This window comes from Streptomyces sp. DSM 110735 (genome assembly GCF_016482685.1).
In the GTDB taxonomy this organism is placed as follows: domain Bacteria; phylum Actinomycetota; class Actinomycetes; order Streptomycetales; family Streptomycetaceae; genus Streptomyces.
Genome location: NZ_JACYHF010000005.1, coordinates 104,542 through 127,418, shown reverse-complemented (window position 1 = coordinate 127,418; position 22,877 = coordinate 104,542). Strand labels below are relative to the sequence as shown.

General features: G+C 72.4%; 20 protein-coding genes and 1 riboswitch. Of the genes, 8 read left to right on the top strand and 12 right to left on the bottom strand.

Translation table 11 applies throughout. The features are described 5' to 3' along the window. The first annotated feature begins 54 nt into the window (after positions 1-54). Positions 55-1,551 carry an aminotransferase class I/II-fold pyridoxal phosphate-dependent enzyme gene (locus IF655_RS10670; RefSeq protein WP_199583900.1) on the top strand — a complete coding sequence of 499 codons (1,497 nt, stop codon included), beginning with the start codon at positions 55-57 and terminating at the stop codon, positions 1,549-1,551. 3 nt (positions 1,552-1,554) lie between these two features. Here IF655_RS10670 and IF655_RS10665 read toward each other — a convergent pair whose 3' ends face one another. Continuing rightward, a complete protein-coding gene (locus IF655_RS10665; protein ID WP_374100238.1) occupies positions 1,555-2,430 on the bottom strand; it encodes a diguanylate cyclase in 876 nt (291 codons plus the stop codon). Between the two features lie 185 nt (positions 2,431-2,615). Here IF655_RS10665 and IF655_RS10660 point away from each other — a divergent pair, with 185 nt between their 5' ends. The 4 genes from IF655_RS10660 to IF655_RS10645 all read left to right on the top strand — a co-directional run bounded on the left by IF655_RS10660 (position 2,616) and on the right by IF655_RS10645 (position 5,388). Beyond that, positions 2,616-3,302, top strand: a complete 687-nt coding sequence (locus IF655_RS10660; protein WP_199583899.1) for an HAD family hydrolase — start codon at positions 2,616-2,618, stop codon at positions 3,300-3,302. Between the two features lie 166 nt (positions 3,303-3,468). Continuing rightward, the gene (locus tag IF655_RS10655) at positions 3,469-4,152 is read left to right on the top strand and encodes a HemK2/MTQ2 family protein methyltransferase (RefSeq protein WP_199583898.1); all 684 of its coding nucleotides are present in this window, start codon (positions 3,469-3,471) and stop codon (positions 4,150-4,152) included. Then, positions 4,136-4,378, top strand: coding sequence for a CDGSH iron-sulfur domain-containing protein (locus IF655_RS10650; RefSeq protein ID WP_199583897.1), 243 nt, complete (start codon positions 4,136-4,138; stop codon positions 4,376-4,378). Before IF655_RS10655 ends, IF655_RS10650 begins: the two co-directional genes overlap by 17 nt. After that, positions 4,375-5,388 (top strand): iron-containing redox enzyme family protein, encoded by a 1,014-nt coding sequence (locus IF655_RS10645; protein WP_199583896.1) that lies wholly within the window; start codon positions 4,375-4,377, stop codon positions 5,386-5,388. The genes IF655_RS10650 and IF655_RS10645 overlap by 4 nt, the downstream gene beginning before the upstream one ends. Here the strand turns inward: IF655_RS10645 and IF655_RS10640 are convergent. The 4 genes from IF655_RS10640 to IF655_RS10625 form a co-directional block, all read right to left on the bottom strand. Next, positions 5,361-6,437: a HoxN/HupN/NixA family nickel/cobalt transporter gene (locus tag IF655_RS10640; RefSeq protein WP_199583895.1), complete on the bottom strand. Its 1,077-nt coding sequence runs from the start codon at positions 6,435-6,437 to the stop codon at positions 5,361-5,363. The two genes, IF655_RS10645 and IF655_RS10640, sit on opposite strands and share 28 nt — an antisense overlap. 287 nt (positions 6,438-6,724) lie before the next feature. Continuing rightward, a complete protein-coding gene (locus IF655_RS10635) occupies positions 6,725-7,375 on the bottom strand; it encodes a thymidine kinase (protein WP_199583894.1) in 651 nt (216 codons plus the stop codon). A gap of 40 nt (positions 7,376-7,415) precedes the next feature. After that, on the bottom strand, positions 7,416-8,606 hold the full coding sequence (locus IF655_RS10630) for an alkaline phosphatase family protein (RefSeq protein WP_199583893.1): 1,191 nt from the start codon (positions 8,604-8,606) through the stop codon (positions 7,416-7,418). After that, positions 8,606-9,208, bottom strand: coding sequence for a DUF5998 family protein (locus tag IF655_RS10625; RefSeq protein ID WP_199583892.1), 603 nt, complete (start codon positions 9,206-9,208; stop codon positions 8,606-8,608). The genes IF655_RS10630 and IF655_RS10625 overlap by 1 nt, the downstream gene beginning before the upstream one ends. 214 nt (positions 9,209-9,422) lie before the next feature. Between IF655_RS10625 and IF655_RS10620 the strand changes: the two genes are divergently transcribed. Continuing rightward, complete coding sequence (locus tag IF655_RS10620; RefSeq protein ID WP_199583891.1) at positions 9,423-10,112, top strand: alpha/beta hydrolase; 690 nt, start codon at positions 9,423-9,425, stop codon at positions 10,110-10,112. Here IF655_RS10620 and IF655_RS10615 read toward each other — a convergent pair. Next, a complete protein-coding gene (locus IF655_RS10615) occupies positions 10,101-10,253 on the bottom strand; it encodes a hypothetical protein (protein ID WP_199583890.1) in 153 nt (50 codons plus the stop codon). The two genes, IF655_RS10620 and IF655_RS10615, sit on opposite strands and share 12 nt — an antisense overlap. A 10-nt stretch (positions 10,254-10,263) precedes the next feature. Then, positions 10,264-13,419, bottom strand: coding sequence for a GNAT family N-acetyltransferase (locus IF655_RS10610; RefSeq protein ID WP_199583889.1), 3,156 nt, complete (start codon positions 13,417-13,419; stop codon positions 10,264-10,266). Positions 13,420-13,607: 188 nt separating this feature from the next. Here IF655_RS10610 and IF655_RS10605 point away from each other — a divergent pair, with 188 nt between their 5' ends. Then, positions 13,608-13,889 carry an HPr family phosphocarrier protein gene (locus tag IF655_RS10605; RefSeq protein WP_199583888.1) on the top strand — a complete coding sequence of 94 codons (282 nt, stop codon included), beginning with the start codon at positions 13,608-13,610 and terminating at the stop codon, positions 13,887-13,889. Between the two features lie 168 nt (positions 13,890-14,057). Here the strand turns inward: IF655_RS10605 and IF655_RS10600 are convergent, their stop codons facing one another. The 4 genes from IF655_RS10600 to IF655_RS10585 all read right to left on the bottom strand — a co-directional run bounded on the left by IF655_RS10600 (position 14,058) and on the right by IF655_RS10585 (position 18,926). Continuing rightward, positions 14,058-14,741, bottom strand: coding sequence for a GntR family transcriptional regulator (locus IF655_RS10600; RefSeq protein ID WP_199583887.1), 684 nt, complete (start codon positions 14,739-14,741; stop codon positions 14,058-14,060). 262 nt (positions 14,742-15,003) lie between these two features. Continuing rightward, complete coding sequence (locus tag IF655_RS10595; RefSeq protein WP_199583886.1) at positions 15,004-15,747, bottom strand: M23 family metallopeptidase; 744 nt, start codon at positions 15,745-15,747, stop codon at positions 15,004-15,006. A gap of 12 nt (positions 15,748-15,759) precedes the next feature. Next, positions 15,760-15,918, bottom strand: a riboswitch (cyclic di-AMP (ydaO/yuaA leader). Positions 15,919-16,146: 228 nt separating this feature from the next. Further along, a complete protein-coding gene (locus IF655_RS10590; protein ID WP_199583885.1) occupies positions 16,147-17,535 on the bottom strand; it encodes a pitrilysin family protein in 1,389 nt (462 codons plus the stop codon). Beyond that, positions 17,532-18,926 carry a pitrilysin family protein gene (locus IF655_RS10585; protein ID WP_199583884.1) on the bottom strand — a complete coding sequence of 465 codons (1,395 nt, stop codon included), beginning with the start codon at positions 18,924-18,926 and terminating at the stop codon, positions 17,532-17,534. The genes IF655_RS10590 and IF655_RS10585 overlap by 4 nt, the downstream gene beginning before the upstream one ends. A 320-nt stretch (positions 18,927-19,246) precedes the next feature. On the opposite strand from IF655_RS10585, the gene IF655_RS10580 reads away from it, so the two are divergent. Then, positions 19,247-21,700, top strand: coding sequence for a DNA topoisomerase (ATP-hydrolyzing) subunit A (locus IF655_RS10580; RefSeq protein ID WP_199583883.1), 2,454 nt, complete (start codon positions 19,247-19,249; stop codon positions 21,698-21,700). Between the two features lie 34 nt (positions 21,701-21,734). Here the strand turns inward: IF655_RS10580 and IF655_RS10575 are convergent, their stop codons facing one another. After that, positions 21,735-22,799: a GTP-binding protein gene (locus IF655_RS10575; protein ID WP_199583882.1), complete on the bottom strand. Its 1,065-nt coding sequence runs from the start codon at positions 22,797-22,799 to the stop codon at positions 21,735-21,737. Positions 22,800-22,877 lie beyond the last annotated feature (78 nt).

Genomic DNA, 22,877 nt, shown 5'->3' with positions numbered 1-22,877 from the left:
GGTCGCGCGCCGGTCGCTCGTGTGACCCCCCGCAGACCGGGAACGCGGGAACGCATGGCACTCGACCATGAGGAAGCACCCGTACTGGACGCGCTGGCCCGCTATCACGCGGCCAAGGAGTGGGGGTTCACCCCGCCCGGACACAAGCAGGCGCGAGGTGCCGACCCACGGGCGGTGGCGGTGCTCGGGGAGGCCGTCTACGCCGGGGACGTGCTGGCCAGCGGAGGGCTGGACGACCGGCGTACCGGCGGCGGGGTTCTGAAGCGCGCCGAGGCGCTGATGGCGGACGCGGTGCACGCCGAGCGGACGTACTTCTCGACCTGCGGCAGCTCCCTGTCGGTGAAGGCCGCCATGCTGACCGTGACGTGTCCGGGGCAGAAACTGCTCGTCGGACGGGACGCGCACAAGTCGGTGATCGCGGGCCTGATCCTGTCCGGGGTGTCACCGGTGTGGATCGAGCCGCAGTGGGACGCGGAGCGCCACCTCGCGCATCCGCCGTCCCCGGAGGCGTACGAGCGTGCCTTCGAGGAGCACCCCGACGCCGACGGCGCGCTGGTCACCAGTCCGACCCCGTACGGCACGTCGGCCGACCTGCCGTCCGTCGCGGAGGTGTGCCACCGGCGCGGCAAGCCGTTGGTGGTGGACGAGGCGTGGGGCGCGCACCTGCCCTTCCACGAGGACCTGCCGACCTGGGCGATGGACGCGGGCGCCGACGTGTGCGTGACCAGCATCCACAAGATGGGCAGCGGTCTGGAGCAGGGCTCGGTGTTCCACCTCCAGGGCGATCTGGTCGACCCGGAGGAGCTGGCCTCGCGCGCGGACCTGCTCGGCACCACCAGCCCCAGCGTCCTGCTGTACGCGGGCATGGACGCCTGGCGGCGCCAGATGGTGCAGGACGGTCACCGGCTCGTGAGTCACGCGCTGGACCTCGCGCTGCGGACGCAGCAGGAGATCGAGGGCATCGACGGCATCCACGTCAACGGCGCCGACGACCTGACCGGACCCGATCTCGGCCACGACCTCGACCCGCTGCCCACCGTCATGGACATCACCGAGCTGGGCACCAGCGGCTACCGCGCCGGGGACTGGCTGCGCGAGCGCCACCACCTCGACATGCACCTCTACGACCACCGGCGGATCAGCGCCCAGTTCACCCACGCCGACGACGAGGAGACCGCCGACCGGCTGCTGACCGCCCTGCGCGACCTCGCCGCCCACGCGGACGAGCTGCGCGGCGCGCCCCCGGTGGAGGTGCCCGCGCCGCAGGAGCTGCGCATGAGCCAGGAGTGGCTGCCGCGCGACGCCTACTTCAGCCGGCACACCAAGGTGCCCGTGGCTCAGGCGGCGGGCCGGATCTCCGGCGAGATGATCACGCCGTACCCGCCGGGCATCCCGGCCGTGCTGCCCGGTGAGCGGCTGACCGAGCCGGTGCTGCGCTATCTGACCAGCGGGGTGCGGGCGGGCATGAACCTGCCGGACGCGGCGGACCCGGGGCTGGAGACGATCCGGGTGGTCGAGGAGGTCGGGGAGGTCGGGAAGGTCGAGGAGTAGGGCTCACGCCTCGGGGGTCTCGCGGGTCTCGGCGGTCCTCCGCGCCTCCCGCGCCTCCCGCGCCTCCTGGGTCTCCCGCGCCGCCCGTCGGCAGCGCCACAGCTCCTCGGCGTACGGCAGGACGACGCCCGCCGTGATGACCGCGCCGATCCCCGCCAGGTACGCGGCCGGGAGCGGGTGCTCCTTGGGCAGCAGGCGCCAGTCGCGCGGACCCGGGCCGCCGCGCAGGGTGGCGCGGACCTGGTCGGGGTGGAGGCACGCGGTGAAGGCGAGCGCGGTGAGCGGCAGCACCTCCAGGAAGCTGTGGATGTGCTGCTCGATCGGGCGGATCTCGCGCTCGCCGGTGGCCAGGGAGACGTCGTAGACGGCCGTGGCGCCGTGGACGACGGCCGCGCCGCCCATCACCGTGAGCACCAGCGGGTTGACCCGCGCGACCATCCCGAGCACCACCGGCACCCCGGCCTCGGCCATCATCAGCGCGTGCACGGCGGACTCCTTGGTGCCGCTGGTGTGCTCGATGCGGGTACGCCGGTGCATCCACCAGTCCGCCACCGCGGGCACCACCCACAGCGGCAGCAGGCCGAGCAGCAGGAACCTGCGGTCGGCCCGCTGCACCTCGCCGGGGCGCACGGCGTCGGTGGGGTGCGCCCCGGAGATCCGCAGGTCACCGCCGTGCCGCCAGTGCCGCCATGCCGTGCCCGACAGGTGGGCGGCCGTACGCGGCACATGCGGGACGTGCGGCGCGTGCGGGATCACGTGGGGCGCGATCCGGGCCGCCCGGTACGCGAACCGCGCCGGAGGTGGCCACGCCGAGCGGGGTACGTGGCGGGCCACGCGGTATGCGAGGCGCGTCGTACGCGGCAGGAGACGCAGGGCCATGGAATCCTCCGAGTCGTCACCGACCGGGCGGCCGGACCGGACCTTGGACCCGGCTCCAGTACCCCGTTCCCCGGGCGTGACACGACGGGGTGGGACGACGCACGATCTCGCGCGCCCGGGGTACTCGGCACCCCGTCCGCGCATTCCCCGCACGCACACACACGAGCCCCCGCGAGGTGCCGCCCATGCTCATCCCCGACGACCGACCGGACGACGGCGAGCCGCGTGCCGCCGTGTTCGATGTGGACGGAACCCTCGTCGACACCAACGCCCTGCACGTGGTGACCTGGTGGGAGGCGTTCCGCCAGGCGGGGCACGCGGTGCCGACGCACGAGATCCACCGCTCGGTCGGGCTGCGGTCCGCCGACCTCGTCGCCCGGCTGCTCGGCGAGGAGCGGGCCCGCGAGGAGGCGGAGGCGCTCAGCGCGGCGCACAAGGCGCTCTACGGCCAGTACTTCGGGCGGCTCGCGCCCCTGCCGGGAGCGGGCGACCTGCTGCGGCACCTGGCCGGGAACGGCTGGCGGGTGGTGCTGGCCACCTCGGCGGGCGGCCAGGAGCTGTCCGCGCTGCGCCGCGCGCTCGACGCCGACGAGGCGATCACGGCCACCGCGAGCGCCGACGACGTGTCCGAGGGCAAACCGGCCCCCGAACCGGTCGAGCAGGCGCTGGAGCTGGCCGGGGTGCCCGCGGAGAACGCCGTGTTCGTCGGGGACACCGTGTGGGACATGCGGGCGGGCACCCGGGCGGGGGTGCGGTGCCTGGCCGTGCTCTGCGGCGGCATCCCGCGCGAGGACCTGGAGGAGGCGGGCGCGGACGCGGTGTACACCGACCCGGCGGCGCTGCTGGACTCGCTGCGGGCGGGCGCGAAGTGACCACCGGGACGTGACCACCGGAGTGATGTCCGAGGTCAGGGGTACCCGCAGGAGGTGACATGCCGGAATTGCCCGGATCGGTCACCCTGGAGCCGGTGACCCTGGACCGGTGCACCCGGCGCCTGTGACCGCAGCCCCCGGAGGACCCCGTGCGCGAGGTGACCCCATGACCACCGCCCAGACCCTGACCGCCCCCGCGCGGCTGCGCTGCTGGGTTCCCCGGGGCGTCTACTCCCCCCAGTTCGACACCGGTCTCCTGCGCCGGGCGATGCGCCGCGAGCGCATCGCCCCGGGCCGTACGGAGATCCTGGACCTCGGCACCGGCAGCGGACTCCTCGCGGTGGAGGCGGCCCGGCTGGGCGCCCGGGTGACCGCGGTGGACATCTCCTGGCGGGCGGTGCTGACCACCTGGTGCAACGCGCGGCTGAACGGCCAGAGTGTCCGGGTCCGCCACGGCGACCTCGCCTCGGCGGTGCCGGGCCGCCGGTTCGACCTGGTGGTGACGAACCCGCCGTACGTCCCCGCGCCCGCCGCCGCTCCCCCGCGCGGTCCCGCCCGCGCCTGGGACGCCGGGACGGACGGGCGCATGGTGATCGACCGCATCTGCGCCGCCGCACCGGCGGTCCTGCGCCCCACGGGCACGCTGCTGCTGGTGCACTCGCACCTGTGCGGCGTGGACGACACCCTGACCCGCCTGGCGGCGGCGGGGCTGTACGGCGAGGTCGTGGACCGCGCCCGGCTGCCCTACGGCCGGGTCCTGCGCTCCCGGCTCGCCTGGCTGCGCGAGCGCGGTCTGACGGCGGAGGGGACGACCGAGGAGCTGGTGGTGATCCGTGCCGAACACGCCTGAGCGCCCGCGCCGCGTCCGGGTCCGCGTGCAGCGCGACGGACCGCTGCTGATCGAGGGTCCGGTCGAGGTGGTCGACGAGAGCGGGCGGGTGTCGCGGGCCGACCGCTTCCTGGTGGCGGTGTGCACCTGCCGCCGCAGCCGTATGTACCCGTGGTGCGACACCAGCCACCGCCGCCACGCCCGGCGCCGCCGGGAGGACCAGGAAGGCGAAGAGGGCACCGCATGACCACCACCCGCCTGCGCCCGCCCCCGCTCCCCACGGCACGCGGCCCGCTCTCGGCAGCCGTGCTGACGGCGCTGCGCGAGGGCACGGAACCCGACGTCACCACGCTCCCCGACGACGCCTACGGCGACGACCTCCAGCTCGCCCTGTACACGCTCTACGAACTCCACTACCAGGGCTTCGCCGACGTACCCGAGCGCCTGGAGTGGGACCCGGGCCTGCTGGCCCTGCGCGCCCGCCTGGAGGACCGCTTCCTCGGCGCCCTGCGCGCGGACGTGCCCGTGGACGCCGAGGACACCCCCGAGACCGCGCTGGACGAACTCCAGGTGGAGCCCGCCGACGGGGGCGGTGTCTCGTACTTCCTGCGCGACCACGGCACGCTCGGGCACGCGCGCGAGTACGCGGCGCTGCGCTCGCTCTACCACCTCAAGGAAGCCGACCCGCACGCCTGGGTCATCCCCCGGCTGCGCGGGCGGGCGAAGGCGGCCATGGTCGCGGTGGAGTACGACGAGTTCGGCGCGGGCCGTGCGGACGAGATCCACGCGCAGCTCTTTGCCGACCTGATGGCGGACCTCGGTCTGGACACCGCGTACGGGACGTATCTCGACGCGGCGCCCGCCGAGGCGCTCGCCACGGTGAACCTGATGTCGCTGTTCGGGCTGCACCGCGCGCTGCGCGGGGCGCTCGTCGGTCACTTCGCCACGGTCGAGGTGACCTCCTCCCCCGCCTCCCGCCGCCTGGCCCGGGCGCTGGAGCGGATCGGCGCGGGACCGGCGGCGGTGCGGTTCTACACCGAGCACGTCGAGGCGGACGCCGTCCACGAACAGGTCGTACGGCACGACGTGGTGGCGGGTCTGCTTGAGCACGAGCCGCGGCTCGCCGACGACGTGGTGTTCGGCGTCCGCGCGACGACGTATCTGGAGGACCGGCTGGCGGAGGTGCTGCTGAGCGCGTGGCGCGCGGGCGGTACGGCCCTGCGGCCGGGCTACTCGGAGTCCGCCGCGCCCGGCTGAGCCAGTCCCGCCGTCCACTTCTCCTCGATGCGGGCGACCTTCCAGATCACCAGGGCGAGGATCCAGGTGAGGAAGAACAGTCCGACGATGACGTAGCCGATGATGTTGAGGTCCAGACCGGAGACCCAGTCCCAGAAGGCGCCGTGCAGGTGCGCCTTCTCGGCGATCAGGCCGAGGAGTTCGACGGTGCCGATGATGAGGGCGACGGCGACGGACAGACCGGTGATCGTGAGGTTGTAGTAGACCTTGCGGACCGGCTTGGAGAACGCCCAGCCGTAGGCGAAGTTCATGAACGAGCCGTCGATGGTGTCGAGCAGGCACATGCCCGCCGCGAACAGCACCGGCAGGCACAGGATCGCGTACCAGGGCAGCCCGGAGGCGGCGCCGGACCCGGCGAGCACGAGCAGGGCGATCTCGGTCGCGGTGTCGAAGCCGAGACCGAAGAGCAGACCCAGCGGGTACATCTGCCAGGGCTTGGTGATCGACTTCATCAGACGGCCGAGGAGACGGTTCATCAGCCCGCGGTTGTTGAGGTGCTCCTCAAGGGCTGCCTCGTCGAAATGGCCGCCGCGCATCTGCCGGAAGACCTTCCAGATCCCGGCGAGGATCAGCAGGTTGATGATCGCGATGATGTACAGGAAGACACCGGAGACGGTGGTGCCGATCCACCCCGTGACGCTGTGCAGCGTGGAGTTGTCGTTCTCGACCGGTCCGGCCAGCGCCTTCACGCCGAGCGAGAGCAGGAAGGCCAGCGCGAACACGATGCTGGAGTGCCCGAGCGAGAACCAGAACCCGACCGACAGCGGACGGCTGCCCTCGTTCATCAGCTTGCGGGTCGTGTTGTCGATCGCCGCGATGTGGTCGGCGTCGAAGGCGTGCCGCATCCCCAAGGTGTACGCGGTGATGCCGATGCCGACCCCGAATGTCTTCGTCCCCAGGCTGTAGTGCTCCGGCGCCACGATCGCCACGAGCGTGAACCAGCCGATCACGTGCAACGCCACGATGAACGCCGCCATCCCCCCGAGCCGCGCCCACTCCTTCCGGCTCATCGAGGCGCGGACACGGTGCCACGATATGGTCCGTCCGGTGTCGGGGCGGGTGAGCACGGGATCATGCGGGACGGTCATGAGGAGGCGGGCCTCGCTTTCGAAGCGCCCGGCTTTCGGACGCGTGAGTCTCTTCAGCCTCCAGGTTTCTGCACATTGCTTGCAACTACAAGCTGAGAGCGAAAAGCGCGCGTCAGGTTTGGGTCAACGCTCGGGAAAGCCCGGCTCGCCGCCGGGGCGGAGTCGGGCGGGGGCTGAGTCGGTTGGGGTGCTGAGCCGGTCGGGGACCGTCAGCCCGACGTGACCGGCAGGACGTCCGGGGACAGGGTCGCCGCCTGGGCCGAGGCTGCCGTCATGCGGCGCAGGTGGTGGCGGCGGCAGAGGACCTCGTAGCCGATTTCCTGTGCGGGGCGGTTGACGTCGCCGATGACGACCTGGGCGCCCTCGACGACCATGTCGCCGCCGACGGTGCGGGCGTTGTGGGTGGCGCGGGCGCCGCACCAGCACAGTGCCTCGACCTGGAGCGCCTCTATGCGGTCGGCAAGTTCGATCAGGCGCTGGGAGCCGGGGAAGAGGCGGGTGCGGAAGTCGGTGGTGATGCCGAAGGCGAAGACGTCGAGACCGAGGTCGTCGACGATGCGGGCGAGCTGGTCGATCTGCTCGGAGGTGAGGAACTGCGCCTCGTCCGCGATCACGTAGTCGACCTTGCCGCCCTTGGACAACCGGTGGACGAGGTAGCCGTAGAGGTCCATGCCGTCGGCCGCCTCGACCGCGTCGGTGACCAGTCCGAGGCGGGAGGACAGCTTGCCCTCGCCCGCGCGGTCGTCGCGGGTGAAGATCAGGCCGACGAGTCCGCGCGCGGAGCGGTTGTGCTCGATCTGCAGAGCCAGCGTCGACTTCCCGCAGTCCATCGTTCCGGAGAAGAACACCAGCTCGGGCATGAGGAGTTGAGCACCTTTCAGGCAGTGGGGGGAGGGAGGGTCAGGAGCGTACTTCGAGCAGCGGGACGAGCTGCTCGGCGGGGGTCATGGAGCCGTGGTTGCCCACCATGAGCGACTCCTTCGGCTCCCGCTCGGACGCGGTGATCAGTACGTCGTCGCAGGCGGCCGCGACCACGTCCCCGATCCGGAGGTACACGCGGTCGTCCACGCGGGGGCCGAACCAGCCCGCCGCGATGGCCTCGTCACGCGAGGCGATCCAGAAGCGGTCGCCGAGCACCTCGCGCCAGCAGGTGAGAACGTCGGACTCGGCGCCGGGGACGGCGTACACATGGCGGGCGCGTCCCTCGCCGCCGAGCAGGGAGACGCCCGCGCGCAGCTCCCAGTCCTCGTCGAAGTCGATGCGGTGCTCGTCGTCGAAGGGGATGTCGACCATGCCGTGGTCGGCGGTGACGTAGAGCGCGCTGCGCGGGGGCAACTGCTCGGCCAGGCGCTGGGCGAGGCGATCGACGGTCATGAGCTGGCCGCGCCAGGTGTCGGAGCCGATGCCGTAGCGGTGGCCCGCGCCGTCCAGTTCGGCGTAGTACGTGTAGACCAGCGAGCGGTCGCCCGCGGCGAGCTGCTCGGCGGCGACGTCCATCCGCTCCTCGCCGGTCAGCCTGCCGATGAAGGTGCCGCCGCTGAGCGCGACCTGGGTGAGCGGGGTGTCGCGGAAGTGGGGCGAGGAGACCTGCGCGGCGTGCACACCGGCGCGCTCGGCCAGCTCGAAGACGGTCGGGTACGGCTGCCAGACGTGCGGCGGGGTCCAGGGGCGCCAGCGGAGCTGGTTCATCAGCTCGCCGGTCCCGGGGTTGCGGACCATGTAGCCGGGCAGCCCGTGGGCGCCGGGGGGCAGTCCGGTGCCGACGGAGCCGAGGGAGGTCGCGGTGGTCGCCGGGTAACCGGCGGTGAGCGGGCGCCCGGTGCCGCCGCGCGAGGTGCCGAGCAGGGAGTTGAGGAACGGCGCCTCGTCGGGGTGCGCCCGCAGTTGCTCCCAGCCGAGACCGTCGACCAGGAAGACGCAGACGCGGTCGGCGGGGGTCAGCTCGGTGATGGCGGCGGTGGTGCCGGGTACGCCGAGTCCCGCCGCGAGGGTGGGCAGGAGGTCGGCGAGCGAACCGCTGCCGTACTCCGGCAGCGGCGCGGTGTCCAGGGCGAGGGGTTCGTAGGCGTCCCAGGCGGCGGGCTGGGACATCAGCGCGCGGAGCCCGCGGTCGCCGTCGCCTCGGAGACGGCCTGGGCGAAGGCGAGCGCCTCGCGCACGGTCTCCGGACCGTCGCCCGCCTCGCTGACGCGCAGGCTGAGGTCGTCGGCGGTGGAGCTGCCGGTGTAGCCGTGGTCGGCGTCGCAGTTGGGGTCGCCGCAGGCGGCGGGCTCCAGGTCCAGACGGCTGACCGCGCCCCAGCCGACGGTCAGCACGACCTCGCGGGGCAGGGTGCCGGGGGTGTACTTCTCCGGGTTCGCCACGACCCGGCTGACCACCACGGACGAGATCCGGCCGATCTTCACCGACTCGGTGGAGGTGGTGGCGTACGGCGTCGGAGAGGTGCTGTCGGCGGCCTGCTCGTCGGTGTGGCTGACGAGGAAGCGGGTGTCGGTCAGGACCAGGACGGTGACATGACGGCGGACCTCGTTCTGGTCGAACGTCGTCTCCTGATGCACCAGGTACGACCGCACGGGCTCGCCGCCCACGGCGGCCTCCACCGCCTCGGCCACGAGGGCCGGGTAGTAGCCGCTGCGCTCGATCGCCGCGCGGAGCCCCTGGGTCGTCGTACTGGTCTTGGCCATGGCGTCCATCCTAATCCGTGGAGGGGGGCGCTCCGGGCCAGTCGCGGGAGGGGTCGGGGCCCGGCAAGGGGTGTTCAGGGGGTGTGTGCGGGGGGTCACCTCGTGGCCCTGGATCACCGCCGTTGGCGGGTTTCAACAGTGGATCACGACAGAAGGCGGAGACGCCGACCGCTGTCCGTAGCTAGGGTCACTGGTCCGATACGGACCGAAGGAGGCGGACGGGGTGCCCGCAGTGGTGCTCGTGCACGGCCTGTACCACCGCCCCGGACACTTCGCCGCGGTGGCGGACCTCCTGCGGACTGGTGGAACCGAGGTCGTCGTCCCCCGGCTCCACCGGGGCTCGCTTGCCGCCGACACCGCCGCGGTCCAGGCGGCCGTGGACGCGCTGCCGGAACCCCCGCTGCTGCTCGGCCACTCCTACGGCGGCTCGGTGATCACCGGGGTGCGCGGCGCGGGACACCTGGTCTACCTCGCGGCTTTCGTCCCGGACACGGGTGAGAGCGCGGCAGCTCTGGGCGGCGCGTCCGCGCGGCTCCGGCAGGCGATCCGCCCCGACGCCGACGGCTCGACGCGTCTGGACCCCGCCCTGGCCGCAGCCGTCCTCTACGACGACTGCCCCGAACCCCTCGCCGCCCGCGCGGTCGCCCTGCTGTGCGCGCAAGCCCCCGGCTGCGGACGCGGAGTCCCCTCCCACCACAACTGGAAGCGCCTCCCCTCCACCTACGTGGTCTGCGCGGAGGACCGGGCCATCGACCCGGACCTCCAGCGGAGACTGTCCGCACGCTGCACACATGTGCGCGAGTGGCGGACCGGGCACTCCCCCTTCGTGGGGCGCCCCGATCTCGTCGCCGGACTCGTACGGGAACTGCTTGCCGGTCTCCCGACCCCGTCGAGCGGAACGTCAGCGCGGTGATTCCGGGCGGGCGACGAAGCGGTCGAGTTCCCCGGCGGCGCCGGGCAGCTCGGAGATCGCCGCTTCCGGCAGTGCCGTGATCGCGGCGCGCAACCGTTCGGCGAGGTCCGGGAGGAGGGTCCAGGCAGGAGCGGGGACCACACGGGAGCCTCTAGTACAGCGGCAACGTGCGCGGTCCCAGGTCGTCCCGGGCCGGGGGTGGTGCCAGGCGGATGGTGGCGTCCAGGACCGTCAGGCCGTGCTGGGCCACGACGACCGGCTCCAGAGTGACCGCGACCACCTCCGGGTGGTCGTCGACCAGGCGGGAGACCCTGAGCAGCAGTTCCTCCAGGGCGGGCGTGTCCACGGGGGTGGAGCCGCGCCAGCCGAAGAGGAGGGGGGCCGTGCGGATGGAGCGGACCAGTGAGGACGCCTCGCGGTCGGTGACCGGGACCAGGCGGTGCGCGGTGTCCCCGAGCAACTGGGACGCGGCTCCGGCCAGCCCGAAGGACAGCACGGCGCCCGCCGCCGGGTCGATGACCGCCCGTACGACGGTGTCCACGCCCCGCGCCGCCATCGCCTGCACCACCGGACGCAACTGCTCCGCCGGTCCGAACAGCTCGGTCAACTCCGCGTACGCCCGCCGCAGTTGCTCCTCGTCGGCGAGGTCGAGCCGCACTCCCCCGAGGTCGGCGCGGTGCCGTAGATGGGGAGCGGTCGCCTTGAGCGCGACGGGGTATCCGAGCGCGTGTGCCGCCTCGGCGGCGGCGTCGGGAGTGGGCGCGGGCAGCGCGGGCCGCACGCGAATCCCGTACGCGGCCAGCAGCTCCCGCGTCTCCTCGGGTCCGACCGCCAGCCCCTCCCCGCGCTCCAGCAGACCGGCGATCAGCTTCGCGGCGCCCCGCTCGTCGATGTCCTCGTACTCCGGCACCTTCCCGGGCTCGGTCGCCTCCCGCCGCCACTGCGCGTACTTCACGGCTTCGGCGAGGGCACGCACGGCTCGTTCGGCGGCGGGGTAGGCGGGGATGAGGCGGGGGTGGGGGGTCTCGGGGGTGGCGGAGGGCGCGCTCCGCGCGGGGGTGCCTGGCGCGGCGGTGCCGGACCGAGGGCCGCTCGATGGCGGAGTGCTCGCCCCAGGGGCGCCCGCACCGGAGGCGGTGGTGTCAGGGGCGCCCGATGCCGACGCGCCGAACACGGAGTGGCCGGGGTCACCCGACCCGTCGGCGCCCGCTCCTGGCGCCCCGAAGACGGAACCCCCCGGCGTCAGCGGCGTACCGCGCACGGCGGGTGGCCGCACGGACGGCGTGGGGGCGGCAACGGAGCGCTGCTCGACCGCCCGGCCACCCGCCCCGGCGGACGCGGCGGCCTCACCCGCACCCCCCGCTCCGGACACACCCTGTCCTGCCTCCCGGGCGGAGCCCCCAGCACCCCCCGCCCCCTCCACCGAAGGCACCGGCGCCGTACTGGTGGCCAGCGACAACGCCTCCGCCAAGCCGCCCAGCTCCACGTGAACCACCAGCACCGGCTTGTCCGGTGCCGCGGCGGCGGCCGTCCGCAGTGCCTCCGCCAGCTCCGCGTCGTCGGGGGACGCCTCGCCGATCGCCGGGATCGCCGTGACGACCACCGCGTCGGAGGTGTCGTCCGCCAGGGCGTGGGACAGGGCGCGGTGGAAGTCGGCGGCGGTGGCCGAGGTGGTGAGGTCGATCGGGGTGGAGGGCTTCAGGCCCTCGGCCAGACAGCGGTCGTAGGTGAGCATGCCGAGGGACTCGGAGTTGCCGAGGATCGTCACGCGCGGACCGGCGGGGAGCGGCTGGCGGGCCAACAGGAGCCCCGCGTCGACCAGTTCCGTGATCGTGTCGACGCGGATGACGCCCGCCTGGCGGAGCAGCGCGGACACCGTGTCGTGCGGGATGCGGGTGGCGCGTACCGCGTGTCCCTGCGGAGTGGAGCCCGCGCTCTGGACGACCACCAGCGGCTTGGCGGCTGCCGTACGGCGGGCGAGGCGGGTGAACTTGCGGGGGTTGCCGATGGACTCCAGGTACATGAGGACGACATCGGTGTCGGGGTCGTCGAACCAGTACTGGAGGACGTCGTTGCCGGAGACGTCGGCGCGGTTGCCGGAGGAGACGAAGGTGGAGACGCCGGTGACCCCGGTGACGCCGCCCCCGCGCCGGTGCAGCCGGGAGAGGAGGGCTATGCCGATGGCACCGGACTGCGCGAACATCCCGATCCGCCCGGGCCGGGGCATCTGCGGGGCGAGGGAGGCGTTGAGGCGGACGTCGGACGCGGTGTTGATGACGCCGAAGGCGTTAGGTCCGATGATCCGCATGCCGTATGCCCGCGCCTGCCGCACCAGCGCCCGCTGCCGCTCGCGCCCCTCGGGCCCGATCTCGGCGTATCCGGCGGAGAGCACGACGAGACCCTGCACCCCGTGCGCCCCGCAGTCGGCGACGACGGCGGGCACGCGGTCGGCCGGGACGGCGACGACCGCGAGGTCCACCGGACCCTCGATGTCCCGCACCGAGCGGTGTGCCCGGACCCCGTCGATCTCCTTGACGTCCTCGGGGAAGGCTGAGTTGACGGCGTGCAGCGGTCCCCGGTACCCCGCGTCGCGGATGTTGCCGAGCACACTGCGCCCGACGCCGCCCGGTGCGCGGCCGACGCCGATGACGGCGACGGAGCCGGGCGCGAGCAGCCGCCGTACCGACCGCGCCTCCGCCCGCTGTTCCCGCGCCCGCTGCACCGCGAGGGAGCGGTCGGTGGGTTCGAGGTCGAACTCCAGCCGGACGACGCCGTCCTCGAAGCTCCGCTTCTGGGTGTACCCGGCGTCGGTGAACACCTTGATCATCTTGGTGTTGGCGGGCAGCACCTCGGCGGCGAACCGGCGGATGCCCCGCTCGCGCGCGACCGCCGCGATGTGCTCCAGGAGCGCGGAGGCGACGCCCCTGCCCTGGTGCGCGTCCTGCACCAGGAAGGCGACCTCCGCCTCGTCGGCCGGCGCCGAGGCTGCCATCCCGTCGGTGCCGATCCGGTCGTAGCGTACGGTGGCGATGAACTCGCCGCCGACGGTGGCGGCGAGCCCCACACGGTCCACGAAGTCGTGGTGCGTGAAGCGGTGGACGTCCTTGGCGGAGAGCCGGGGGTACGGCGCGAAGAAGCGGTAGTACTTCGACTCGTCGGAGACCTGCTCGTAGAAGCTGACGAGGCGATCGGCGTCGTCGGCCGTGATGGGCCGGATGCGCGCGGTGCCACCGTCGCGCAGCACCACGTCCGCCTCCCAGTGGGCGGGGTACTCGTGCCGGTCCTGCCGGTCCGCCGGGGTCTGCATGGGCCCCAGAGTACGGCTCGCGTACGACAACGGCGCGAGGCAACCTGTGGGGGAACGGAAGTCGGGCCGAGGCCGCGGTCCGACGACCGGTACGGAGAGGTTCCGGAGGGGTGAAGTGCCGCTCCGGGCACGGTTCCCCGTATGGGAAACTGGTCTAGACAACCTGAGAGACTGAAGGGCAGCATCACATGGCTGAGCGCCGCGTCAACGTCGGCTGGGCCGAGGGCCTCCACGCCCGCCCCGCTTCCATCTTCGTCCGAGCCGCCACGGCCACAGGCGTCCCGGTCACCATCGCCAAGGCCGGCGGCAACCCGGTCAACGCGGGCTCGATGCTCGCCGTCCTCGGTCTGGGCGCCCAGGGTGGCGAGGAGATCGTCCTCGCCTCCGACGCCGAGGGCGCGGAAGCCGCGCTGGAGCGTCTGGCCAAGCTGGTCGCCGAGGGTCTGGACGAGCTGCCCGAGACCGTCTGAGTCTCGTTCCGTTCATCACGGAAGCCGCGTCACCTGTTCGAGGTGGCGCGGCTTCCGCGTTTTCACCCATGGACGCGAGACGGGTCCTCGAATTCAGAATGCGCGAAGAAAAAGGGCAGCGGAAAACACCGCCACCGAAATAGCTGTTCTTTGTATACAGCGCCCGTGTTAATTCCGCTGACCCGCTGTGTTTACAACATGTTGCGGCTGCCGCGAACCGTCGCCGGAGGCGAACCGCAGCCGGTGCGCGAACGCCGCGCGCTCGGCGTGCAGCGCCGTGAGCGACCGCGCGCGGTCGCCGTCGCCGCGCGCCACCGCGTCCACGATCGCGCCGTGCTCCGCCCAGGACTCGACCGGGTTCGCGGGAACCTCCACCGTGTACATCCAGGCGATCTTGTGCCGCACCTGGGTGAGCATCGCGGTCAGCGACTGGCTGCCCGCGGCCTGCCCGAGCGTCTCGTGGAACCAGCCGCCCAGCGCCCGCAGATCCTCGCTGCTCCCGCGCCTGGCCCGCTCCTGACCCAGCCTGACCAGCCCCCGCAGCACCTTGAGGTGGGCCTCGGTGCGCCGCTGCGCTGCCCGGGCGGCGCCCAGCGGTTCGAGGAGGCGGCGCATCTCCAGCAGGTCCGCCGCCTCCCGCTCGGTCGGCTCGGCCACGCACGCGCCCGCGTGCCGCCGGGTCACCACGAACCCCTCCGCCTCCAGCGTGCGCAGCGCCTCGCGGACGGGGACGCGCGAGACGCCGTAGCGGCGGGCGAGGACCTCCTCGGTCAGGCGGCTGCCGCGCTCGTGGACCCCGGCGACGATGTCGTCCCGGATCGCCGTGCACACCGAATGCGCCGGAATACGCATGAGCCACCTCCGCCTTAATCCCCGTGAAACGCCGACGATGGACGTCCGTTCCGTGACTCTATTGCAATGCGCGGGAATTTCCGACGGGGGACCGGAATTCATGGCTCTTTTTTGGACAGCGGCGCCGGGCGGCGAACGTCCGACGCGCCGGGAAACGGCACGGAAAGGGCGGGAGCCCCGGCGGCGGTGCGGACCGGGGCTCCCTGGGGTGCGGCGCGGGTACGGCGCCGGGCGTCACGTCGGCTCGGGACGCGGCTCTGCCTCAGACGTCCAGGCCGTGCTTGCGGAGGTAGCCGACCGGGTCGACGTCCGAGCCGTACTCGGGGCTCGTACGGGCCTCGAAGTGCAGGTGCGGTCCGGTCGCGTTGCCGGTCGCGCCGGACAGCCCGATCTGCTGGCCCGGGGTGACCTTCTGGCCCACCGCGACAGCGAGGGACGACAGATGGCCGTACTGGGTGTACATCCCGTCGGCCATGCGGATCACGACCTCGTTGCCGTACGCCCCGCCCCACCCGGCGGAGACGACGGTGCCCGCGCCGACCGCGTGGACCGGCGTCCCGCTCGCGGCGTGGAAGTCGATGCCGGTGTGGCTGCCGGAGGACCACAGGGAGCCGCCGGTCTTGTAGCCGGTGGAGACGTAGGAGTGGGCGATCGGCAGGACGAAGGCGTTGAGCCGCTCGCGCTCGGCGGCGCGGGCCGCGCGGACCTCGGCCTGGCGCGCCTCCTTCAGGCGCGCGGCGGCGGCCTGCTGGGCGGCCTTGCGCTCGGCGGCGGCCCGCTGCGCGGTCGCCTGGGCGTCGATCTCGGCGGCGAGGTCGTCGTTGACGCTGATGACCGGGGTGAGACCGGTCTGCTCGGCCACGTGGTCGGCGGCGAGGGCCGGGGCGGCCGTGAGGGTGCCGACGACACCGGTGGTGGTGAGGGCCGCGACTCCGGCTGCCCGAGCGGTGGTACGCGTGACACGTCCGGGCCTGCGGTGCTTCCCGGTGGCGCACATGAACGCCATGTGGTGGCTGGTCCTTTCCTTCCCTCACGCCTACCGGGTTAGCTGACAGGTTCGGAGAGGAAGGTCTCCTACGGACTCCCCCGCTCGCGCGTGGGCGTCCGATTCACCTCGGGAACATGGTTCCCCGGCTCCCCTGGCTCGCGCCATGCGGGGACTCGGCGTCGGCTGTCCGGTGCCGCGGGCGCGGCGCACTGCCTGACGGACAGCCCGGATGAAGCTAATGGGGACGGGCGCCGATACTCAAACGACTCCGGGCATTTGTAGCGTACGACACAGGGCAGACGGGCAACCTCCGCACCAATCCGGACATTTGCCGACCGGCTCGCACACGAAAGGGCCCTGACGGATCGTCGGCCGTCAGGGCCCCTGCGCGCGCGTGGGTGTGGGCGCTTGTTCCCGCTACTCCGCCGACACCACGGTGACCGGACCGATCCCGAGAGCCTCCACCGGCTCCTTGATCTGAGCGGCGTCACCGACGAGGACGGTCACCAGACGGTCCGCCGGGAAGGCGTTCACGACGGCCGCGGTGGCCTCCACGGTGCCGGTCGCGGCGAGGCGGCGGTACAGCTCCGCCTGGTAGTCGTCGGCCAGGTGCTGCTCGACCTGGTCGGCCAGCGTCCCGGCGACGGCGGCTGCCGTCTCGTACTTCAGCGGTGCCACGCCCACCAGGTTCTGCACGGCCACGTCCCGCTCGGCGTCGGTCAGACCCTCCGCCGCGAGGGTGTTCAGCACGGTCCACAGGTCCGCGAGCGCGGGACCGGTGTTCGGCGTGTCCACCGAGCCGCTGATGGCGAGCATCGAGGCGCCCGTGCCGTCGGCGGAGGAGCGCAGCACCTGGCCGAAGGCGCGCACGCCGTAGGTGTAGCCCTTCTCCTCGCGCAGGACGCGGTCCAGACGGGAGGTGAGGGTGCCGCCGAGGCAGTAGGTGCCGAGCACCTGCGCGGGCCACACCCGGTCGTGCCGGTCGGCGCCGGTGCGGCCGATGAGCAACTGGGTCTGGACGGCACCGGGCCGGTCCACGATGACCACGCGCCCGGTGTCGTCGGCGCTCACCGGCGGCACCGGGCGGGGCGTGCCCGGGGTGCCCGTCCAGGCGCCCAGGGTCTCGGTGAGCAGCCCGTCCAGGTCGGTGTCGGTCAGGTCGCCGACGACGACCACGGTGGCCGTCGCCGGGCGCACATGGCGGTCGTAGAAGGCGCGCACGGCGGACGCGTCGATCTTCTCGACGGTGTCCTCGGTGCCCTGGCGCGGACGGGACATGCGCGCGGAAGCCGGGAACAGCTCCTTGGACAGCTCCTTGGCGGCGCGCCGCGCCGGGTTGGCCAGCTCGTGCGGGATCTCGTCCAGGCGGTTGCGGACCAGGCGCTCGACCTCGCTCTCGGCGAAGGCCGGGTCGCGCAGGGCGTCCGCGAGCAGACCGAGACCCTTGGGCAGCCGGGAGGCGGGGACCTCCAGGCTGAGCCGGACGCCGGGGTGGTCGGCGTGCGCGTCGAGCGTGGCGCCCGCGCGCTCCAGCTCGGCGGCGAACTCCTCGGCGCTCAGCTCGCCGGTGCCCTCGGAGAAGGCGCGCGCCATGATCGTGGCAACACCGTCGAGCCCGGCCGGTTCGGCGTCCAGGGGCGCGTCGAGCAGCACCTCGACGGCGACGACCTGCTGTCCGGGGCGGTGGCAGCGCAGCACGGTGAGGCCGTTGTCCAGCGTGGAGCGCTCGGGGGCCGGGAACGCCCACGGCTTCGCCTCGCCCGGCTGCGGCTGGGGGTGGAACTCCATGGTGGCGAGCTCGGTCACTTGGCCGTCTCCTCGTTGTCGGTGCCTGCCTCTACGGTGGCTTCGTGCTCCGGGTCGTCGGGCAGGTCGGTGTCCTCGACCGCCTCCGGGGACTTGGGCTCGTAGACGAGGACCGCGCGGTTGTCGGGGCGCAGCCGGGCCTTGGCAACCTCGCGGACCTCCTCCGGGGTCACCTCCAGGACGCGCTGGACGGCGCTCAGGGCGAGCTGCGGGTCACCGAACAGGACGGCGAACCGGCACAGTTCGTCGGCGCGGCCCGCGACCGTGCCGAGCCGGTCCAGCCACTCGCGCTCCAACTGGGCCTGGGCGCGCTCCATTTCCTCGGGAGTCGGACCCTCCTCGGCGAAGCGCGCCAGCTCCTCGTCGATGGCGGACTCGATGACCGGGACCTCGACGTCGCCGGAGGTCTTCACGTCGAGCCAGCCGAGCGAGGGGGCACCGGCCAGGCGCAGCAGCCCGAACCCTGCCGCGACGGCCGTACGGTCGCGGCGCACCAGGCGGTTGTAGAGCCGGGAGGACTCGCCGCCGCCGAGGATGGTCAGCGCGAGGTCGGCCGCGTCGCTCGTGCGCGTGCCGTCCTCCGGGAGCCGGTAGGCGGCCATCAGGGCGCGCGCCGGGACCTCCTCGACGACGACCTCGCGCAGCTCCTCACCGATCACCTCGGGCAGCGCTCCGTCGCGCGGGGCGGGCTTGCCGTCGTGCCCCGCGATGGAGCCGAAGTACTTCTCGATCCAGGCGAGCGTCTGCTCGGGGTCGATGTCACCGACCACGGACAGCACCGCGTTGTTCGGCGCGTAGTAAGTACGGAAGAACGCGCGCGCGTCCTCGAGGGTCGCCGCGTCCAGGTCGGCCATGGAGCCGATCGGCGTGTGGTGGTAGGGGTGGCCCTCGGGATAGACCATGGAGGTCAGCTTCTCGAAGGCGGTGCCGTAGGGGACGTTGTCGTAGCGCTGGCGGCGCTCGTTCTTGACGACGTCGCGCTGGTTCTCCATGGACTCGTCGTCCAGGGCGGCCAGGAGGGAGCCCATGCGGTCGGCCTCCAGCCAGAGGGCGAGTTCGAGCTGGTGGGCGGGCATGGTCTCGAAGTAGTTGGTGCGCTCGAAGCTCGTCGTGCCGTTCAGCGAGCCGCCCGCGCCCTGGACCAGTTCGAAGTGGCCGTTGCCCTTGACCTGGCCGGAGCCCTGGAACATCAGGTGCTCGAAGAGGTGGGCAAGTCCGGTGCGGCCCTTGACCTCGTGCCGGGAGCCGACGTCGTACCAGAGGCAGACCGCCGCCACCGGGGTCAGGTGGTCCTCGGAGAGCACCACGCGCAGACCGTTGGCCAGGCGGTGCTCGGTCGCTGTCAGGCCCCCGGAGCCTGCCTGGGCTGTGGTCGTGTGACCCATGGGCATGTACGTCCCTTCGCAAGCGGAGGCGGTCGAAAGAAACCGCTGTTTTCCTGCCGTTCCTGCCACTGTATGCAAAGCGTGCGGGGGCCCGGCGGAGTTCCCGCCGGACGTACGCCCTGAGCGGATCGCGTAGCCTGCGTCAGGCGTGCTCATGGCGGGCGCGGTACCGGACGGCGCCGGATTGCGCGGTGACCGGACCGGGCGGACCGCCGGACGCCGGGGTGTCCCCCTCTCGGACCGGGGCGCGGCCCGCAGTGTCAGTGCCTCGGTCCACAATGGTCCGCGTCAGATCCGTCAACCGCCTCAGCAAGGAGCCGGCAGCGATGGCCCGCCGCAGTACGAAGACCCCGCCGCCCGACGACGCGTACGAGGAGAAGATCCTCGACATCGACGTCGTGGACGAGATGCGCGGCTCCTATCTGGAATACGCGTACTCGGTCATCTACTCCCGCGCCCTGCCGGACGCCCGCGACGGCCTGAAGCCGGTGCACCGGCGCATCGTCTATCAGATGAACGAGATGGGACTGCGCCCCGAGCGCGCGTACGTCAAGTGCGCCCGCGTGGTCGGCGAGGTCATGGGCAAGCTGCACCCGCACGGCGACGCGTCGATCTACGACGCCCTGGTGCGCATGGCCCAGCCCTTCTCGATGCGCGTCCCCCTGGTCGACGGCCATGGCAACTTCGGCTCGCTGGGCAACGACGACCCGCCGGCCGCCATGCGGTACACCGAGTGCCGCATGGCCGAGGCGACGAGCCTGATGACCGAGTCCATCGACGAGGACACGGTCGACTTCGCGCCGAACTACGACGGCCAGGAGCAGGAGCCGGTGGCCCTCCCGGCCGCCTTCCCGAACCTGCTGGTCAACGGCGCCTCCGGCATCGCGGTCGGCATGGCGACCAACATGCCCCCGCACAACCTGCGCGAGGTCGTCGCCGCCGCCCGCCACCTCATCCGGCACCCGAACGCGGACCTGGACGCCCTGATGCGGCACGTCCCCGGTCCCGACCTGCCCACCGGCGGCCGGATCGTCGGTCTGGACGGCATCCGCGACGCGTACGCGACGGGCCGCGGCACCTTCAAGATCCGCGCCACGGTCGCCATCGAGACGGTCACCGCCCGCCGCAAGGGTCTGGTCGTCACCGAACTGCCCTTCACGGTCGGCCCCGAGAAGGTCATCGCGAAGATCAAGGACCTGGTCAACGCGAAGAAGATCCAGGGCATCGCGGACGTCAAGGACCTCACCGACCGCGAGCACGGGCTGCGCCTGGTCATCGAGATCAAGAACGGTTTCGTGCCGGAGGCCATCCTGGAGCAGCTCTACAAGCTGACGCCCATGGAGGAGTCCTTCGGCATCAACAACGTCGCCCTGGTCGACGGCCAGCCGCTCACCCTGGGTCTGAAGGAACTCCTCGAGGTCTACCTCGACCACCGCTTCGAGGTCGTGCGCCGCCGCAGCGAGTTCCGCCGCGGCAAGCGCCGGGACCGGCTCCACCTGGTCGAGGGTCTGCTCACCGCGCTGGCCGACATCGACGAGGTCATCCGGCTGATCCGCTCCAGCGAGAACTCCGCGCAGGCCAAGGAGCGCCTGATCGAGCGCTTCGGACTGAGCGACATCCAGACGCAGTACATCCTGGACACCCCGCTGCGCCGCCTGACCAAGTTCGACCGGATCGAGCTGGAGGCGGAGAAGGACCGGCTCAACCAGGAGATCGAGGAGCTGACCCGCGTCCTGGAGTCGGACGCCGAGCTGCGCAAGATGGTCTCCAACGAACTGGCCGCCGTCTCCAAGAAGTTCGGCACCGACCGGCGCACGGTCCTGCTGGAGTCCACCGGCTCCCAGGTCGCCACCGTGCCGCTCCAGGTGGCCGACGATCCGTGCCTGGTGCTGCTGTCCTCGACCGGTCTGCTGGCCCGGACGTCGAACGGCGGACCCGTTCCGCAGGACGGCGGGCGCACCAAGCACGACGTGATCGTCTCCGCCGTTTCCGCGACCGCGCGCGGGGAGATCGGCGCGGTCACCTCGGCCGGCCGACTCCTGCGGATCAACGTGGTCGACCTGCCGCAACTGCCCGACACCGCGACCGCGCCGAACCTCTCCGGGGGCGCACCGCTCGCGGAGTTCGTCTCCGTGGAGGACGACGAGACGGTGGTCTGTCTGACCACGCTTGACGAGTCGTCACCAGGACTCGCGCTCGGTACCGAACAGGGCGTGGTCAAGCGCGTGGTGCCCGACTACCCGTCCAACAAGGACGAGTTGGAGGTCATCACGCTCAGGGAGGGCGACCGGATCGTCGGCGCGGTGGAGCTGCGCACCGGCGAGGAGGACCTGGTGTTCATCACCGACGACGCCCAACTCCTGCGCTACCAGGCGAACCAGGTGCGTCCACAGGGGCGTCCGGCGGGCGGTGTGGCGGGCATCAAGCTCACCGACGGCGCGAAGGTGATCTCGTTCACGGCGGTCGATCCGGCCGCCGACGCGGTGGTGTTCACGGTCGCGGGCTCGCGCGGCACGCTCGACGACTCGGTCCACACGACGGCCAAGCTGACCCCGTTCGACCAGTTCCCGCGCAAGGGACGGGCGACGGGCGGTGTCCGCTGCCAGCGGTTCCTGAAGGGCGAGGACTGTCTGTCCCTGGCCTGGGCGGGACCGGTTCCGGCGCGGGCGGCGCAGAAGAACGGTCTCCCCGCGGAGCTGCCGGAGCTTGATCCGCGCCGGGACGGCTCCGGTACGTCGCTGGCGAAGCCGGTGGCGGTGGTGGCGGGACCGGTGGTGTAGCGGCGGTTCCCGCCGGTCGTTAGGGAGACGCTCCCTAGGTGCCGGGCTCGTCCTCGGAGCCCGGCACGTAGCGCAGGACGCCCCACATGGCGTGCTCGTCGGGCTGAGGCGCGCTGTCGTGACGGCAGGCGTCGAGTTCCTTGCGGAGTGCTTCGGTGTCGATGCCCGAGCCGATGAGCACGAGCTGGGTGAGACGGTCCCCGTCCCGCTGCGGCCAGGGCTCGGGGTAGAAGCGCAGGAAGCGGCCGACGGCGTGCACGGCGTACCGGTTGCCGCTGTCGTGCGCCCCGAAGTCCACGTACCCCTTGATCCGGTACAGCCCCTCCGGCCTGCTGTCCAGGAACCGCATCAGCGCGCGGGGGTCCATGGGCGCGGCGGAGGTGAAGGACAGGCTGTCGTAGCCGGTGTGCAGGTGGGAGGCGTGCGTGTCGTCGTCCTCGTCGCCGTCCGTGTGGAGGTCGTCGAAGGAGAGCTGACCGACGCGCTCCTCACTGGGCCTGCACTCGAAGAGGAACTCCGGGTCGATGCGGCCGTAGGTGGCGGCGACGACCGGGGCGCCGTCGGTGAGTTCGTGCACCTGCGCGAGGACCCGATCGGCGTCCTCGGCGCGGTCGAGCTTGTTGACCACGACGAGGTCCGCGAGCGCGAGATGCCGGTCGATCTCGGGGTGCCGCGCCCGGGTGTCGTCGAACTCGGCCGCGTCCACGACCTCCACGAGCCCGCCGTACACGATCCCGGGCAACTCGCTGGCCAGCACCATCCGCACCAGCTCCTGCGGCTCCGCGAGCCCGCTGGCCTCGATGACGATCACGTCGATGCCGACGGCGGGCGCGGCGAGCCGCTCCAGGTAGGAGTCCAGCTCGCTCGCGTCGACCGCGCAGCACAGACAGCCGTTGCCGAGCGACACGGTGGAGTCGCCGAGCGCGCCCGCGACCGCCATGGCGTCGATCTCGATGTCCCCGAAGTCGTTGACGATCGCCCCGATCCTGCTGCCCCCGCTGCGGTGCAGCAGGTGGTTGAGGAGCGTGGTCTTCCCGGACCCGAGGAATCCGGCGAGCACGACGACCGGGATCTGCTGCGGACTCCTGCTGCTCCCCACCTCGCGGCACCCTTCCTTCGGCTCTCCGGACCCGCACCGGACGCGGGGCCCGGCGGACGGACTGTCCGACCAGGATAA